Origin of the sequence: Verrucosispora sp. WMMC514 (assembly GCF_027497295.1) — a bacterium.
GTDB classification, from domain to species: Bacteria; Actinomycetota; Actinomycetes; order Mycobacteriales; family Micromonosporaceae; genus Micromonospora; species Micromonospora palythoicola.
This window is the reverse complement of record NZ_CP114906.1, coordinates 4,970,041-4,987,122: the sequence shown is the minus strand read 5'-3', so window position 1 is coordinate 4,987,122 and position 17,082 is coordinate 4,970,041. Positions and strand designations below refer to the sequence as shown.

The window sequence follows — 17,082 nt, the reverse complement described above, 5'->3', positions numbered from 1 at the left end:
CCCGGTCTGCTTGAGCTGGAGCCTGGGGCGCAGTCAACGCCGTCGGTGATGAGGACGAAGTCCATGGCGAAGCTGAGCAGGCCACAAGCGGTCAGTCGCGTGCTCGATGTCGCCACGCGACGGTCAACACCGCGCGGGTGGGAGAGCGCCGCCGACGCTCTCCCACCCGCCTCAGGTGAGGTCCCCGAAGGGCCGGAGACCTCACCTTCCTCGCTAGGCGGCCTTGAAGGTGAACTTGCCGGACGGGACAGTGAAGACGGTGTATCCGCCCTCGACGCGCTTGAGCGTGGCCCGGTTCGGCGCCTTGACCTTCTGGCCTGCTCCGGTGGGAACCCAGACCTCGGCGGTGGTGTTCGTCGGAACGGTCACGTCCAGCACGAACTGCTTTGCGGACTTCTTCCAGGAGCTGCGCGCCACACCCTTGGGCGTCTTGTAGCTACCTTCGGCGAAGGTGAGATCCCCGACGGCCTTGGGCTGGAAGACCAGCCTGTCGTACGCGACCGAGTCATCCGCGGCCCGGATGCCCACGACACCTGACTGGAACCACTCCTCGATCTGGGCGAGGATCATGTGGTTCTTCGAGCTACCCCGGGTCCACCGCTCTCCGATGGTGGTGAACCCCTCGGGATTCTCCGTAGTCGGTTGTAGGAAGAAACCATAGCTGGGTTCGGTGTCCTCCTGGAGCAGGTCCCACAGCACGTCGTCGCGCCCGGCGTCGGCGAGCACCCGGACGATCGGCGCCATGCCGATGGTGCCGCCGCTGAAGTGCGGCCCACCGCCATTGGGCTGGAAGGCGTAGATGTTCTCGACCAGGTGGTCGAGTACGCCCTGCCGCTTGTCGTCGGGCACGAGAGCCGCGTCAAGGGCCAGCGCCTGCGCCGCCTGGGTGGCGCCGCTGGTACCGGCGTTGCCGGTGGCCGTGTAGTAGCCGAGCGAGTCGTTGAAGAACGCGCGGTGGTAGGCGGCCTTGATGTCCTCGGCCAGCGCGGTGTACTTCGCGGCGTCCGCCGTGCGTCCGGTCACCTCGGCCATCATCGCCATCTTGGTGATCATGACGTAGTAGCCCCAGGTGCCGGTGATCCGGCCCGAGGTCTGCTCGGCCGAGACCCAGTCGGCCAACGCCGCGTCGACGATGTGCTGCTCGTCGCCGGTGCCGGCCTTCTCACGCTGGATGTAGTCGACGAACTTCACCATCTGGTCGTAGTACGTGTCCATGGTCTGGGTGTCGCCGTACAGCTCGTACAGCATCGCCGGGACCAGAATGATCGCGTTACCCCAGTTGATCTCGTCGCCGAATCGACCGCTGTAACCCCAGTCGTAGACCGGGGTCTTCAGCGCCACGTTGCCCTGCATGGGGGTGTCGGCGACGGACTGCCCCTCGACCAGGTGATGCATGGCGGTGCGTAGGTAGGCGCCGAGGTCGAAGTTGCGGTGGATCGCACCCATCGGCATGGTGTAGTCGGCCGGATACGACAGCTTCTCCCGGCCCGGGCAGTCGGTGAAGACCGACATCATGTTGCCGGCGATCGAGTAGCGCGACATCTTGTGGATCCGGTTGATTCGCGCGTTGGAGCTGTGGAAGGTGCTGGCGACGGGGGTGTCGGCCTGCAACCGCACGCCGGTGATCAGGTCACGCGTCGGTACGTAGCCCTCGGGCAGTCCGGTGACCTGGACCCACTGCATCCCGAAGTAGTTGAACTTGGGGTGCCACTTTTCACCCTTGCGGTCCCCGTAGGAGGTGTAGGTGTTGAACAGGTCGGCGCCACGGCCACCGGGGCCGAGCGAGCTCTGGTTGACCGTGCCGTCCGGGTTCAGTGACTCCGCCGGAGCCATCCGTACGGTCGTTCCCGCCGGTACCCGCCGTAGGTTCAGCTCGGGCCAGCCCACGATGTTCTGGCCGAAGTCGAACACCCAGGTCCCTGGTGCCGGGTTGGTCATCGACTTCGGTGTGAACCGTTCCCATTCCACGATCGGTTCGGCGGACCGGGCGACCAGCTCGGTCGTCAGGTTCGGCGGTGGTGCGATGCCGGCGTCGATCCAGCCGGTGGCGGAGCCGTCGCGTCGCTTGGCGGTTGCGCTCAGGTTCGCTCCCGGCTCATTCCAGCCGGGCTGCTCGCGGCGGGCGTCATAGTCGGCGCCGGAGTACCAGGCGTCGGTGACCAGCGGGCCGAGCGCGGCGCGCCAGGACCGGTCGGTGACGATGGCGGACCGACGGCCATCGGTGTAGGTGATCTCAAGTCGACCGATGAAGCGGGGGGTCACTGCCGCACCGGCCGAGGGGTCGCTCGCCGCGAGCGAGTTGCCCGATCCGGTCACCTGGGCACCCGCGCTGTGCGCCCGGCTCAACGCCGGGGTGAAGGTGATGCCGGTGCCGTCGGCGCCCTCGGTGCCGATGGCCGTGATGGTTCGCGACTCCAGTCGGTCGCCGCCGTCGCCGGTGTCGATGTTGACCGTGCCACCCACGTGATAGCCGGTCACCGCGCTCACCTTGACGTTCGTCGCGCCAGCCGGTACGTCGACCACCAGCGACCCGTCACCCTTGAGCTGGCTCTGCCACCACGAGTACGGCGAGGCCCGCCCCACCTCCGGGTTGGTGACGCTGCGGCGTACGTAAGCCGTGCCGTTGCCGAGTTCCACCCCGACGGTGTTGCTCCCCCGCCGCACGATCCGGGTGAGGTCGTAGACGCGGTACTCGCTGGAGAGCTGATAGTTGGAGTTGCCCGGCGCCAGGACCTCGTCGGTCAGCTCCCTGCCGTTGACCGTGGCGTGGTGCAGGCCGACGCCGGACAGGTACAGCTTCGCGTCGCTGACCTTCTTGCCCCGGGGCACCTCGAACGTGCGGGCGAAGATCGGCAACGGTTGGTTCTCGGTGCGGTCCGGGTAGTCGATCCAGCGCGCGTCTCCCCAGTCGGCCTGGTCGAGCAGCCCCATCGACCACGAGGCAGGTTCCGACCAGCTGGACACCCGCCGGTCAGCATCCCACACACGTACCCGCCAGACGACGGTGTCCCGCGAGCGCAGCGACTTGCCGAACACCACGCGCTGCGCGGAGCTGTGCACCTTGCCCGACGTCCAGATCAGCCGGCCCGCCCGAAGTCTGCGCTCGCTCTCGGCCGCCTGCACCTCGTAGGCGGTCTGCCGGTCACCCGGGCAGGCGACGCGGGCGTTCTGCCGGTGGCACGGGTGCGACTTGGCGCGCGGCGTCTCGGCGAACTGCCAGCTCAGCGTCGGACGAGGATTGCCGATGTCCAACGGCGAGTCGTAGCGACCGTCGATGGCAAGGTCGCGGACCTGCACGTTGCCCGGCTTTCCCTTGGCAGCGCCGACCCCGGAGGCAGCGGTGACGAACGGTGGCGCGGCCAGTACGAGCGCCAGCCCAGCACCGATGAGTGCGGTAGCTGTGTGCTTTGTGGATGGCACCTGTTCTCCCTTCGCATGGTGCCAAAGACCTGAAGCCATCGGGTCGCCGGGAGTGCGACTCCCTCCGCTTTGGAACGTGCCAAGGAGAGAGTTACCGATGAGGCGCGATGGCCAGGCCAGAGGTTGAATCGTTTCATCGATCTAGCTGCCCCGAGCCTCGCCGAGTCGCAATAGCAAGGCAATAGACCGGAAACAAGTTGGCCGCCTCCGGCCGCCCATGCGTCTCGACGGTTCGGCGTCGAGCATCTGGCCACAGAGGACTACCAATGCCTCCCGCCGCCGTTGGATCGGGCGGGGTGCCGTCGCCGAGCCGCATCGGGAGGTCGCGCAGGGCCGCCAGATCGTCAGCCGATGCTGGGTGAACTCAGGGCAGCAGGATCACGTGCAGGGTGCGGGGGCCGTGGACGCCTTCGACGCGGTTGAGTTCGATGTCGCTGGTGGCTGACGGGCCGCTGACCCAGGTCAGTGGTCGGTGCGGGGCGAGCCGGGTGAGCGCCTCCGGCACGTTGGCGACGACCTGGGCAGCGCGGACCACGCAGATGTGCAGGTCCGGCAGGAGGCTGAGGACGCGGCGACCCTGGTCGGGTGAGCCGTCGAGCACGACGGTGCCGGTGTCGGCGATGGCGACGGCGGCGGCGGTGACCACGCCGTCGGCGGCGGCGATCGCGGTGGTGTCGAGACCCTCGTCGGCCAGGGCGGTCACGGTCGCCGGCAGCCAGGCCGACGGCAATGCCGGTGGCACGACGACGCTCGCGCCGGTCGGCAGGATGCCGGTGATGGTGTCGGCGACGGCCGCCTCGGTAACCCGGTGCACCTGGGCGCGGTAGTCGGTCAGCCGATCCACAAGCAAATCCAGGTCGACCGCGCCGTCGCGCCGGTAGTCACGGAGCACCTCGACCGGGGCCGGCGCGGGGTCGAGGGCGGCCCGCAGCCGGGCGAGGATCGTCTCCCGCGCGCTCACCGCTGCGCCCACCACTGCCGGAAGGTCTGCCCCGGCACCTCGGGCAGGTCACGGCCGGCGGTCCAGCCGGACAACGGCGGCGGCAGGCCCCGACCACGCCGGCCCGTCAGCCGGCTCAGCCGGGTCGCGCGCTGCGCCGCCGCGAACAGCGCCGGGTGGTCCATGGCGTACGCGGCGGCGGCCATCACGGCCGACTCACCGCGCGGATGCGGCGCCTGGTCACGCAGGTGCACCAGCAACTCCGGAATGTCGATCTTAACCGGGCAGGCGTCGTAGCAGGCCCCGCAGAGCGACGACGCGTACGGCAGCGACGCGTTGTCGGCCACCCCGGTCAACTGCGGCGACAGCACCGCACCGATCGGCCCCGGATACACCGACCCGTACGCGTGCCCGCCGGTTCGCTCGTACACCGGGCACACGTTCAGGCACGCCGAGCAGCGGATGCAGTGCAACGCCTGCCGGCCCACCTCGTCGGCGAGCACCGCGCTGCGACCGTTGTCCAGCAGCACCAGATGAAACTCCTCCGGCCCGTCACACGGGCTCACCCCGGTCCACATCGACGTGTACGGGTTCATCCGCTCCCCGGTCGAGGCCCGGGGCAGCAGTTGCAGGAACACCTCAAGGTCACGCCAGGTCGGCACCACCTTCTCCACACCCATCACGGTGATCAACGTCTGTGGCAGGGTCAGACACATCCGACCGTTGCCCTCTGACTCCACCACCGCCAACGTGCCGGTCTCCGCCACCGCGAAGTTCGCCCCGGACACCGCCACCGGCGTGGACAGGAACGTCTGCCGCAGAAACCGACGCGCCGCCGCCGCCAGCACCGCAGGCTCGTCGGTCAACCCCGGATCCACCCCCGGCATCGCCCGCAGGAAGATCTCCCGGATCTCCGCCCGGTTACGGTGAATCGCCGGCACCAGGATGTGACTCGGCCGGTCCTGGCCGAGTTGCACGATCAGCTCGGCCAGATCCGTCTCCACCGGCGCGATCCCGGCCGCTTCAAGGGCCTCGTTGAGGCCGATCTCCTGCGTCACCATCGACTTGACCTTGATCACCCGGTCACTGCCGGTGGCCCGGACCAGGTCGACGACTATCGCGTTCGCCTCGTTGGCGTCGGCGGCCCAGTGCACCACTCCCCCGGCCGCGCTCACCCGATCCTCAAGCTGCTCCAGCAATTCCGGTAGCCGGGCCGTGACGTCGGCCTTGATCGCGCTACCGGCCGCCCGCAACTGCTCCCAGTCCGGCACCTCACCGATCACGCCCGCCGACTTCGCCCGGATCGTCGCGGTCGCGTGCCCGAGGTTGCGGCGCAGCTGCGTGTCCGCCAGCGCCCGCCGGGCGGCAGCCGGGAATGGCTCGTCACCCCGCAGGTGCCCGACACCCGCCGGGGCGGTCGTCGGCATGCCGAGGAAGGTACGGGTCACGACGCCACCACCGGCTCGCTCCGCTCGCTCATCGTGCCGCCCTGCTCCGTCGAGGCCAGGATCTCCGCCAGGTGCACCGTCCGCACTCCGGCCCCCGCCCGGGACAGCCCGCCACCGATGTGCATCAGACACGACGAGTCTCCGGCCGTGCAGACCTCGGCGCCGGTGGCCAGCACGTGGCGCATCTTGTCCGCCAGCATCGCCGTCGAGGTGTCCGCGTTCTTCACCGCGAAGGTGCCACCGAACCCGCAGCACTGCTCCGCCGCCGGCAGCTCCACCAGGTCGAGCCCCCGCACCGCACGAAGCAGCCGTACCGGCCGGTCGGCCACCCTCAGCATCCGCAACGAATGACACGTCGGGTGGTACGTCACCCGGTGTGGAAAGAAGGCACCCACGTCGGTCACCCCCAGCACGTCCACCAACAGCTCGGACAGCTCGTACGTCCGCCCGGCCACCGACTCGGCCCGACTGGCCAACCGTTCGTCACCGCTGCGGCGAGCCACCGTCGCGTGTTGATGCCGTACCGACCCCACACACGACCCCGACGGTGCCACGATCACGTCATACGGATCGAAGGTCCGCACGTGGCGGCGTACCAACGGCACCGCCTGCTCCTGATAGCCGGTGTTCACGTGCATCTGCCCACAACACGTCTGCCCGTCGGGGAACACCACCTCATGCCCCAACCGCTCCAACAACCGCACCGTCGCCTTCGCCGCCGCCGGGAACAAGGTGTCCGCCAGACACGTCACGAACAACGCGATCCGCACCTCACACCCCCACCCGCCGCTCGGCTGCCCGCGCCGTCCCGGACCCATCGCCCGGCTCGTAGCGCATGATCCGCTGAGTCTGCCGCACCAGCCGCCGCAAGGCAGCAAGGTCACCACCGACCACGCCGGCCGCTCGTGCCTGGACCAGCAGGTTGCCGATCGCGGTGGCCTCCACCGGCCCGGCCAGCACCGGTAGCCCGCACGCGTCGGCGGTGAGTTGGCAGAGCAGGGCGTTGCGCGCTCCCCCGCCGACGATGTGCACCGCGTCGACCTGTCGGCCGGAGAGGTCCTGCACCTGACGGACAGCCCGGCGGTGGGCCAGGGCCAGGCTGTCGATGACGCAACGGACGACGGCGGCCGGTGACTGCGGCACCGGCTGGCCGGCCAGGCGGCACGCCTCGACCACGCGCTCGGGCATGCCACCCGGCGGGAGGAACGACGGGGCGTCGATGTCGACCACGCTGCGGAACGCCGGTTCCCGCGCGGCGGCAGTGAGCAGGCCGGGCAGGTCGGGCTCGCCCCAATTGCGCAGGCACTCCTGCAACGGCCATAGACCCATGACGTTACGCAGGTAACGGATTGTGCCGTCGACTCCGCCCTCGTTGGTGAAGTTGGCCTGCCGGCTGGCCTCGGTGAGCACCGGCCGGTCCAGCTCGACGCCGACGAGGGACCAGGTGCCGCAGGAGATGTAGGCGAAGTGCTCGCCGTCGGCGGGCACCGCGACGACGGCCGAGGCGGTGTCGTGGGAACCGACCGCCACCACGCCCGCCGTTTCGGGTAGGGCCAACTCGGGCAGCGTCGGCCCGATCGCGGTGCCCGGCTTCCGCAGCGGCGGGAACAGGTGCGCCGGGATGCCCGCGTCGGTGATCAGGTCGTGCGCCCAGGTACCCGTGTTCAGGTCGTAGAGCTGGGTGGTGGAGGCGTTCGTGACCTCGGCACCAAGCTGCCCGGTGAGCCAGTAGGCGATCAGATCCGGGATCATCAGCAGCCGGTGGGCGGCGGCAAGTTGCGGCGTGCTGGCTGCCGCGGCAAGTTGGTAGAGCGTGTTGAACGGCAACTGTTGCAGCCCGGTGGTGGCGTAGAGACGTTCGGCACCCAGCCGCCGGGTCACCTGCTCCACGACACCATCGGTACGGGCGTCCCGGTAGTGCACAGGGTTGCCGAGCAGCGCGCCGGTGGAGTCGAGCAGGCCGTAGTCGACCGCCCAGGAGTCCACGCCGACGCTGGTGACCGGGCCGGTCGTCCGGAGCCCAGCCAGCACCTCGCGGAACAGGCTCAGGATGTCCCAGTGCAGAGTGCCGCCGACGCGCACCGGCTCGTTGGCGAACCGGTGCGTCACAGTCAGCCGCAGGGTGTCCCGGCCGACCTGTCCAAGGACCACCCGGCCGCTGGACGCGCCGAGGTCGACGGCCGCCAGGCTGACCTCGCCGCCGCCACGAGGGTGCGGCGCCTGAACTGGCTGGGCCGACGGTCGCGGCCCGGATCCCGGTACCCTACTTCGCTGCGGACCGGTCGACGGTTCCGCGCCCGCCGACGGTCCGACGTGCGGTCCGGACCCGGCTGCCGACCCGACGCGCGGTGCGGATCCGGCTGCCGGCCCAGTGTGCGATGCGGCTGCCGGCTCGGCGTGCGGCGGCATCGGCGTCATCGCAGGAACGCGGCGGCGACGCCGGCGTCGACCGGGATGTGCAGGCCGGTGGTGTGCGACAGGTCGCCGGCGGTGAGGGCGAAGACCGCGTTGGCGATGTGCTCCGGCAGGACCTCCCGCTTGAGCAGGGTGCGCTGGGCGTAGAACTCGCCGAGCTTCTCCTCCGGCACTCCGTACACCGCCGCCCGGTCGGCGCCCCAACCACCGGCGAAGATGCCGGACCCCCGGACCACCCCGTCGGGGTTGATGCCATTGACTCGCACGCCGTACGCGCCCAGCTCGGCGGCGAGCAGCCGCACCTGGTGGGCCTGATCGGCCTTTGCCGCACCGTATGCGACGTTGTTCGGGCCGGCGAACACCGCGTTCTTGCTGGCGATGTAGACGATGTCGCCACCCATGCCCTGCGCCAACAGCAGCCGGGCCGTCTCCCGGGAGATCAGGAACGACCCCTTGGCCATCACGTCGTGCTGCAGGTCCCAGTCCCGTACGGAAGTGTCCAGCAGGGACTTCGACAGCGACAACCCGGCGTTGTTGACCACCAGGTCCACCCCGCCGAACGCCAGTGCCGCGGCCCTCACCGCGGCGGCGACCTGCTCCTCGTCGGTGACGTCGAGCGGTACGGCGACCGCGACATCCGGGTTGCCGATCTCGGCCGCGACGGTCTCGGCGGCGGAGGCGTCCCGGTCGGTGACCACCACGCAGGCGCCCTCGGCGGCGAGCCGATGGGCAATCGCCCGGCCGATCCCCGAGCCACCGCCGGTGACCAGAGCGATCCGGGTCGCCAGGGGCTTCGGCTTCGGCATCCGCTGGAGCTTGGCCTCCTCCAGCGCCCAGTACTCGATGCGGAACTTCTCCACCTCGTCGATCGGAGCGTACGTCGACACCGCCTCGGCGCCCCGCATCACATTTATCGCGTTGACGTAGAACTCGCCGGCGACCCGGGCGGTCTGCTTGTTGGCTCCGAAGCTGAACATGCCGACGCCCGGCACCAACACGATGGCTGGATCGGCACCGCGCATCGGTGGGCTGTGCGGCCCGGCATGCCGCTCGTAGTACGTCCGGTAGTCCGCACGGTAGGCGGCGTGCAGCTCTTTCAGGCGGGTGACGGTCTCCTCGATCCCGGCGGTCGGTGGCAGGTCGAGCACCATCGGGCGGACCTTGGTCCGTAGGAAGTGGTCCGGGCAGGAGGTGCCCCGCGCGGCCAACTCGGGCATCCGCTCCCGGCCGACGAAGTCCAACACCACGTCGCTGTCGGTGTAGTGACCCACCTGCGGCCGGTCGGTCGAGACCAGACCGCGAAGCACCGGAAAGAGCGCCGCCGCCCGATCCCGGCGCTGCTGTTCGGGGAGGGCCGGCTGGGTCACGGCACCGAACGGCTCGGGCCGGCCGTGTTCGGCGATGTACCGCGCGGCGGTGGCGATGATCTCGCGGGAGTTGGCCTCGCACTCCTCGCTGGTGTCACCCCAGGCGGTGATGCCGTGCCCGCCGAGGATGACCCCGATCGCCTGCGGGTTCGCCCGACGCACCGCGGCGATGTCGAGGCCGAGTTGGAAACCGGGCCGACGCCAGGGCACCCAGAGCACCCGCTCGCCGAACATCTTCGCGGTCAGGGCGGGCCCGTCGGTGGCGGTGGCGATGGCGATCCCCGAGTCGGGATGCAGATGGTCGACGTGCGGCGCGTCGACCAACCCGTGCATGGCCGTGTCGATCGACGGTGCCGATCCACCCCGCCCGTGCAGGCAGTAGTCGAACGCGGCGACCATCTCGTCCTCACGCTCCACCCCCGGGTAGACGTCGACAAGCGACCGGAGCCGATCCAGCCGGAGCACCGCCAGCCCGCGCTCGGTGAGCGTGCCGAGGTCGCCGCCGGAACCCTTGACCCAGAGCAGGTCGGTGGGCTCGCCGGTCACCGGGTCGGTCTCCACCCCCTTGGCAGAGGTGTTGCCGCCGGCGTAATTGGTGTTCGCCGGATCGGCGCCGAGCCGGTTGCTGCGGGCGAGCAGGTCATCCACCGCGGGATTCGTCATGGCTTCCTTCACTCTTTCGGGGTGCGCGCTAAGCGCGTGTCGCACTGGTCCCACCCCCTCGGGGTGTCGACGGTGGGCAGCCAGGGCATGAAACGTTTCATCCCGGCGTTCCTGAGGTTACGAGGGCATCTTCGCTGCCGTCAAGCTACGGACCAGGTCACACCAGCCCTCGTCGGGCGGCCCAGACCACGGCCTCGATCGAGGTATCCACGTCCAGCCGCTCACAGATCACCCGCACCCGGCGCCGGACGCTGCGCTCGGACAGGTGCAGTTCGGCGGCCACGCTCGCGGTGAGCCGGCCCTCGGCAAGCAACGCGAGGATGGCCAGTTCGTCCTCGGTCAGAGTCGCCGGCCCGGCGTCCTGCGGTTCGGTCACCACCTGGCAGTCCTTTCGTCGGGGGTAACGAAGGGATGCGGCCGCCGATACCGGTGGGCCGGTGCACCGACCCACGGGTCAGCGAGCGGTACGGGTCGTCAGTGCAGGTCAGGCACCCCAGCCCGCCTGCTGTCCACCGACCCGCTCGGCGCTGACCCGCTCCAGGTATCCGGAACGCTTGTAGGCCGCGACCGGGTCCGGGTCCAGACCCACCTCCTCGCGCAGGTCGCGCAGCAGGGGTCGTACGTCGGTGTTGTAGGCGTCCATCAGCACGGCGTTGGCCTCCAGCACGTCACCGCTGCGCTGGGCGGCGGTCAGCGCAGCGGTGTCCACCAGCAGCGCCTTGGCGGTCGCCTCCTGGACGTTGAGCACCGACCGGATGACCGCCTGCACCTTCGGCTCGATGTTGTGGCACTGGTCGAGCATGAACGCGATGCCGTAGGACGGACGCAGGGCGTCGGCCTGGACGATCTCGTGCATGATCCGGAACAACTGGAACGGGTCCGCCGAACCCACCATCAGGTCGTCGTCGGCGTAGAAACGCGAGTTGAAGTCGAAGGCGCCCAGCTTCCCGACGCGCAGCAGGAAGGCCACGATGAACTCGATGTTCGTGCCCGGCGCGTGGTGGCCGGTGTCGATGACCACCTGCGCCCGCTCGCCCAGCTCCACGCAGTGCGCGTACGCGGTGCCCCAGTCGGGCACGTCGGTCAGGTAGAACGCCGGCTCGAACAGCTTGTACTCCAGCAACAGGCGCTGATCACCGGTCAGCCGGTCGTACGCCTTCCGCAGCGCGTCGGCGAGCCGGTCCTGGCGCTCCCGAACGCTGTCCTGGCCCGGATAGTTGGTGCCGTCGGAGAACCACAGCTTGAGATCACGCGAACCGGTGGCGTCCATCACGTCGACGCACTCCAGCAGGTGCCCGATCGCCTTGCGGCGCACCGCCGGGTCGGGATTGGTGACCGAGCCCAGCTTGTAGTCGTCGTCCTGGAACACGTTGGCGTTGATCGTGCCCAGCTCGACGCCCTGCTCCTTGGCATAGGCGGCCAGCGCGGCATAGTCGTCCACCCGGTCCCACGGGATGTGCAGCGCGACGGTCGGTGCCACGCCGGTGAAGCGGTGCACGGTCGCCGCGTCCGCCACCTTCTCGTACGGGTCGCGCGGCACTCCCGCCTGCGCGAACACCTTGAACCGGGTGCCCGAGTTGCCGTACGCCCAGGAGGGTGTCTCGATGCGCTGCTCCCGCAGGGCGTCGATGACCCGTCTGCGCGTGGCCGGGTCGATCTCGGTCATTGCTGTTCCCCCAGTTGCTCTTCCAGGTTGAAGATCTCGGTCAGGACGCGGAAACCCCGGTCGGGTCGCCCGTCGGGCAGGTCGGCGAAGAACGGGGCCATCTCCGCCTGCCACCGCGCGTTGACCTCGGTCGCCTCCATCGCCGCCCGAGCGGCGTCGAGGTCCTCGGTCAGGAAACAGCCGACCAGCAGTCCGTCCTCACGGAGAAAGAGTGAGTAGTCGTGCCAGCCTGCGCGCTTGAGCGCGGCGAGCATGTCGGGCCACACGGCGGCGTGGCGGCGCCGGTAATCCTCCAGCCGGTCCGTCCTGACCTGAAGCGTGAAGCAGATCCGGCGCACACCACACCTACCCGTGACCCTAGAAGTTGAAGTCGTCGATGTTGTCGGCGTTGAACTCGAACGGGTCGCCCAGCAGGATCTCGCCGTTCGCGCCGACGGTGTACTCGCCGAGCTTGCCGGCGGTGAAGGTCTCGCCCTCCTTGCCGGTGATGATCCCGGAGGCCAGCGCCCCGCCGGCGTACGCGGCGAGGTAGCCGAGGTCCGCCGGGTTCCACAGGGCGAAGGACTTGACCGTGCCGTCCTTGACGTACTCGCGCATCTGGTTCGGGGTGCCGAGGCCGGTGAGCTGCACCTTGCCCTTGTAGGACGAGCCGGACAGGTAGCGGGCGGCGGCGGCGATACCCACCGTGGTCGGAGAGATGATGCCCTTGAGGTTGGGGTACTTCGACAGCAGGCCCTGCGCCTCCTGGAAGGACTTCTCGTCCTGGTCGTCGCCGTAGACCGTGGCGACCAGCGTGAGCTTGCTGTACTCCGGCTTCGCCAGCTCGGTCTTCATCAGCTCGATCCACGCGTTCTGGTTGGTGGCGTTCGCGGTCGCCGAGAGAATCGCGATCTCGCCACCGTCCGGACCGACCGCCTCGGAGATCAGCTTGATCTGCGTCTGGGCGATGCCTTCGGCGCTGGCCTGGTTGACGAACGCGTCGCGGCACTCCGGCTTGGTGTCCGAGTCGTAGGTGATGACCTTCGCACCGGCGGCCTTCGCCTCGGTCAGCGAGCCGCAGACCGCGTCCTGGTCGTTCGCCGCGATGATGATGACGTCGGTGCCCTGCTGGGACAGGGTGTTGATGTAGGAGACTTGGGCCGATGGGCTCGCCTCGGAGGGGCCGGTCTGGGCGTACTGGCCCTTGAACTCCTCGACCGCCGCCTTGCCGCCCTGGTTGTCGGAGGTCTCGAAGTACGGGTTGTTGACCTGCTTGGGCAGGAAGGTGACCTTGAGACCCTCCTTGATCGTGCCGGAGGCGTTGCCGGTGTCACCGGTGCCGGGGTCGGTGCCGCCGGTGTCCTCGGCGCAGGCGCCGAGGGTGAGGGCCACGGCCGCCAGGACTGCGGTCGCGACAACCCGGGTACGTCTGATGATCATGACGAGGTCCTTTCGAGGTTGGTGGTGACGGGTCGGCGACGACGGAGCCGCTCGCGCGCCATCCGCACGACGTTCGGTCCGACCACGGAGAGGATGAGCAGGGTGCCGGTGACGATGGTCAGCGTGTTCGCCGGCACGTTGGCCAGTTGCAACGCGTTGCGGAGCACGCCGAGCAGGGCCACCGCCGCGAGCACACCGACCAGACCGCCCCGACCGCCGAAGATGGAGACGCCGCCGAGAAGCACGGCCGCCACCACCGCCAACTCCAGGCCGGTCGCGTTGTCGGCGCGGGCGCTGGCGAAACGGAACGTCCAGAACACCCCGGCCAGGGACGCCATGGCACCGGTGGCGACGAACAGCCAGAACTTGGTGCGCAGCACCGAGATGCCGCTGAAGGTGGAGGCCTCGGCGTTGTTGCCGATGGCGTAGAGGGAGCGGCCGATCGGAGTGGCGTACAGCAGCACGCTGAAGACGACGGCCAGGGCGGCCAGGACCAACACGAACCACGGAATGACCGTGCCCGGGATGGGGGCGATCGCGTTCTGGGTCCAGGTCGGCGGGTAGTCGGCGATCGCGCGGTCACCGAGCACGACGTACGCCAGGCCACGGTAGAGCGCCAGCGTGCCGATGGTGACCGCCAGTGACGGCAGACCGAACACGGTGATGAAGACGCCGTTGACCGCGCCGAGCACGGCGCCCAGCAGCAGGCTCAGCACGATGAGCAGCGGCAGGGACGTGACGCCGAGGTACCACAACTGACCGAGCACCGAGCAGGTGAGCCCCACCGTGCTGGCCACCGAGAGGTCGATCTCGCCGGTGATGATGACAAGCGTCATCGGCAGGGCGATCAGCGCGATCGGGATGGCTTCCAGCACCAGGAACCGGTAGAAGCGGGGGCTGCCGACACCCTCGATCGTGGCGGTGGCGACGAGCACCACCACCATCAGCGCGACGATGAGGATGGCGTCCCACGAGCCGAACAGTCGACGCCAGACGGGCGGCCCCGCCGTCGCGGTGCCCGTCGGGGCGGCCATGGTGTCAGTTGCCACGGGTGTTGCCTCCTCGCAGACGGCGTGCCATGCGGACGGCGAGCGCCCGGTCCAGCCCGATGGCGGCCAGGATGAGTGCGCCGACGGCGGCGCGCTGCCAGAACGGGTTGACCCCCAGTACGGGCAGGGCGCTTCCGATGGTGGTGAGCAGGACGGCGCCGAGCGCGGCGCCGTACACCGAACCGCTGCCACCGAAGATCGCGACGCCGCCGACCACCACGGCCGCGACCACGTTGAGTTCCAGGCCGAGGCCGGCGTTCGCGTCGATGGTGCCGAAGCGGGCCGCGTAGAGCACACCGGCGAGCCCGGCGAGCGCGCCGCTGGCCACGAAGGCGAAAAACACCCGTCTACCCACCGCGATACCGGAGAGCCGCGCCGCGTCGGGGTCGGAGCCGATCGCGTACAGCTCGCGACCGCTGCGGTAGTTCTTCAACAGGTAGCCGGCGACGACGAGCACGGCGACCGCGAACAGGGCGAGCACCGGCACGCCGAGGACGGTGGCGTTGCCCATCCGCAGGAAGTCGCGCGACATGTCGGCGGCGTTGATCTGCCGTCCGGTGGCCCAGGTGTGGTCGAGGCCCCGGAACACGTACAGCGTGCCGAGGGTCACCACCAGGGCCGGTACCCGAGCCGCGGCGATCAGGGCGCCGTTGACCGCGCCGCAGGCCGCGCCGAGCGCCGCGCCGACTCCGATGGCGAGCGGGATGGGCAGGCCGGGGTTGTCGACGAAGAGCACGCCGGTGGCGAACGCGGACAGCCCGAGAATCGACCCGACCGACAGGTCGACGTTCCGGGTGATGATGACGATCGCCTGCCCGACCGCGAGGATCGCCAGGATGGTCGAGCTGAGTAGCAGGTCCTTGATGTTCTGTGCGGACAGGAACCGCTGGTTCACGCCGAAGGTCACCGCGACCAGGAGCACCAGCGCGAGCAGGATGCCCAGTTCGCGGACGACGAACAGCCGGTGCGCCGAACGGGCGCCGGACTGAGGGCTGGGTCCGCCCGCCGTGGTGGCGTCCGCTTGGCGTACGTCTGCGGTGGTCATGCGGCGGCCTCCCGCTGTCCGGTCGCGGCGAACATGACGCTCTCCTCATCGGCCCGATGACGGGGGATGTCGGCGACCAGGCGGCCCTCGTGCATGACGAGCACCCGGTCGGCCATGCCGAGCACCTCCGGCAGCTCACTGGAGATCATCAGCACCGCCACTCCCTCGGCTGCGAGCTGGGAGAGCAGCCGGTGCACCTCGGACTTGGTGCCGACATCGATGCCCCGGGTCGGTTCGTCGATCATGAGCACCCGTGGCTCGGTGGACAGCCACTTGGCCAGCACCACCTTCTGCTGATTGCCGCCGGAGAGGGTGGAGACCGGGTCGCTGTTGCGGGCGGCCTTGACCTGCAACCGGCGGGCCCAGTCCGCGGTCGATCGCCGCTCGCTGCCGCCGAACAGCAGCCCCAGCCGGCTCAGCGCCCACCGACGCGGCAGCGTGGCGTTGCGTTCGATCGACAGCTCCATCACCAGGCCCTGCTGGCGGCGGTCCTCCGGCACGAGGGCCAGCCCGGCGGCGATCGCCGCCGGCGGGTCGCCGGGCCGTAGCCGCCGACCGTCGACGCGGACCTCACCAGCGTCGTAGCGGTCGACGCCGAAGATCGCCCGAGCGACCTCGCTGCGTCCCGCGCCGACCAGCCCGGCCAGCGCCACGATCTCGCCGCCACGCACGCTGAACGAGATGTCGTCGAAGTAGCCGTGCCGGGTCAGCCCGTCGATCTCTAGGCGGACCTCGCCCGGCTCGGTGTCCGTCTTCGGAAACAGCGAGGAGATGTCGCGGCCGACCATGGTCCGCACCACACCGTCGACGGTCAGCTCACCGATCTCGTCGGTGGCGATCCAACGGCCGTCGCGCATCACGGTGACCCGCTGGCAGAGGGCGAACACCTCGTCGAAACGGTGCGAGATGAACAGCACCGCCGCGCCGTTCTCCCGCAGCGTACGGACCACGGCGAAGAGTCGCTCGACCTCGACGCCGGAGAGCGCCGCCGTCGGTTCGTCCATCACCAGCACCCGGGCGTCGAAGGAGAGCGCCTTGGCGATCTCCACCAGCTGCTGATCGGCGATGGACAGACCACGGGCGGGCCGGTCCGGGTCGATCCCGACGCCGAGCCGCGTGAACAGCTCGTTGGTACGCGCCCGCATGGCCGCGGCGTCGATGCGGCGCAGCCCTTTGCGGGGCTGCCGGCCCATGAAGATGTTCTCCGCGACCGACAGATCGGGAAAGAGGGTCGGTTCCTGGTAGATCACGGCAATGCCCGCACCCCGAGCGTCGGCCGGGTTGCCGAAGGTGACCGGCTCCCCGTCGAGCAGCATCCGGCCCGCGTCCGGCCCGTGCACACCGGCCAGGATCTTCACCAGGGTGGACTTGCCGGCGCCGTTCTCACCGACCAGGGCGTGCGCCTCACCGGCGAACAAGTCCAGTCGGGCGTCGCGTAACGCGGCGACGGCTCCGAACGACTTGTCCACACCCTCCAGTGCCAAGACCGGAAGCACCTGGCCTCCTTCGCAGCTCGACGCGACCTAATGAAACGTTTCATTGCTGTCCCGACTGTAGGTGTGGCCTCAGGCACAGGTCAAGGGTTTCCGGCCGGTTACCGAGTTGTTATCCGGCGACCCTCTTGGCCCCGAACCCGCCCTTCACCTGGCA

At 69.6% G+C, this 17,082-nt stretch carries 13 protein-coding genes; all 13 read right to left on the bottom strand.

What is annotated here, in order from left to right; genetic code table 11:
• Positions 1-213: 213 nt before the first annotated feature.
• The 13 genes from O7597_RS23165 to O7597_RS23105 all read right to left on the bottom strand — a co-directional run bounded on the left by O7597_RS23165 (position 214) and on the right by O7597_RS23105 (position 16,928).
• Entirely contained in the window at positions 214-3,420 is a 3,207-nt protein-coding gene (locus O7597_RS23165) for an alpha-L-rhamnosidase (protein WP_281580679.1), read from the bottom strand.
• A gap of 364 nt (positions 3,421-3,784) precedes the next feature.
• A complete protein-coding gene (locus O7597_RS23160; RefSeq protein ID WP_281580678.1) occupies positions 3,785-4,381 on the bottom strand; it encodes an LUD domain-containing protein in 597 nt (198 codons plus the stop codon).
• The gene (locus tag O7597_RS23155) at positions 4,378-5,787 is read right to left on the bottom strand and encodes a lactate utilization protein B (protein WP_281583307.1); all 1,410 of its coding nucleotides are present in this window, start codon (positions 5,785-5,787) and stop codon (positions 4,378-4,380) included. The genes O7597_RS23160 and O7597_RS23155 overlap by 4 nt, the downstream gene beginning before the upstream one ends.
• Before the next feature lie 17 nt (positions 5,788-5,804).
• Positions 5,805-6,578 carry a (Fe-S)-binding protein gene (locus O7597_RS23150; RefSeq protein ID WP_281580677.1) on the bottom strand — a complete coding sequence of 258 codons (774 nt, stop codon included), beginning with the start codon at positions 6,576-6,578 and terminating at the stop codon, positions 5,805-5,807.
• Position 6,579: 1 nt separating this feature from the next.
• Complete coding sequence (locus O7597_RS23145) at positions 6,580-7,917, bottom strand: rhamnulokinase family protein (protein WP_281580676.1); 1,338 nt, start codon at positions 7,915-7,917, stop codon at positions 6,580-6,582.
• A gap of 305 nt (positions 7,918-8,222) precedes the next feature.
• Positions 8,223-10,253, bottom strand: a complete 2,031-nt coding sequence (locus O7597_RS23140; RefSeq protein ID WP_281580675.1) for a bifunctional aldolase/short-chain dehydrogenase — start codon at positions 10,251-10,253, stop codon at positions 8,223-8,225.
• A 157-nt stretch (positions 10,254-10,410) separates the two neighbouring features.
• Positions 10,411-10,629 carry a LuxR C-terminal-related transcriptional regulator gene (locus tag O7597_RS23135; RefSeq protein WP_269740850.1) on the bottom strand — a complete coding sequence of 73 codons (219 nt, stop codon included), beginning with the start codon at positions 10,627-10,629 and terminating at the stop codon, positions 10,411-10,413.
• Between the two features lie 108 nt (positions 10,630-10,737).
• Positions 10,738-11,919 carry an L-rhamnose isomerase gene (gene rhaI / locus O7597_RS23130; RefSeq protein ID WP_269740849.1) on the bottom strand — a complete coding sequence of 394 codons (1,182 nt, stop codon included), beginning with the start codon at positions 11,917-11,919 and terminating at the stop codon, positions 10,738-10,740.
• Positions 11,916-12,257: an L-rhamnose mutarotase gene (locus O7597_RS23125; protein WP_281580674.1), complete on the bottom strand. Its 342-nt coding sequence runs from the start codon at positions 12,255-12,257 to the stop codon at positions 11,916-11,918. The genes rhaI and O7597_RS23125 overlap by 4 nt, the downstream gene beginning before the upstream one ends.
• Positions 12,258-12,276: 19 nt before the next feature.
• Positions 12,277-13,338, bottom strand: a complete 1,062-nt coding sequence (gene rhaS, locus O7597_RS23120) for a rhamnose ABC transporter substrate-binding protein (RefSeq protein WP_281580673.1) — start codon at positions 13,336-13,338, stop codon at positions 12,277-12,279.
• The gene (locus tag O7597_RS23115) at positions 13,335-14,387 is read right to left on the bottom strand and encodes an ABC transporter permease (RefSeq protein ID WP_281580672.1); all 1,053 of its coding nucleotides are present in this window, start codon (positions 14,385-14,387) and stop codon (positions 13,335-13,337) included. Before O7597_RS23115 ends, rhaS begins: the two co-directional genes overlap by 4 nt.
• The gene (locus tag O7597_RS23110) at positions 14,377-15,432 is read right to left on the bottom strand and encodes an ABC transporter permease (protein ID WP_281580671.1); all 1,056 of its coding nucleotides are present in this window, start codon (positions 15,430-15,432) and stop codon (positions 14,377-14,379) included. The genes O7597_RS23115 and O7597_RS23110 overlap by 11 nt, the downstream gene beginning before the upstream one ends.
• Positions 15,429-16,928, bottom strand: a complete 1,500-nt coding sequence (locus O7597_RS23105) for a sugar ABC transporter ATP-binding protein (RefSeq protein WP_269740844.1) — start codon at positions 16,926-16,928, stop codon at positions 15,429-15,431. The genes O7597_RS23110 and O7597_RS23105 overlap by 4 nt, the downstream gene beginning before the upstream one ends.
• Positions 16,929-17,082: the final 154 nt, after the last annotated feature.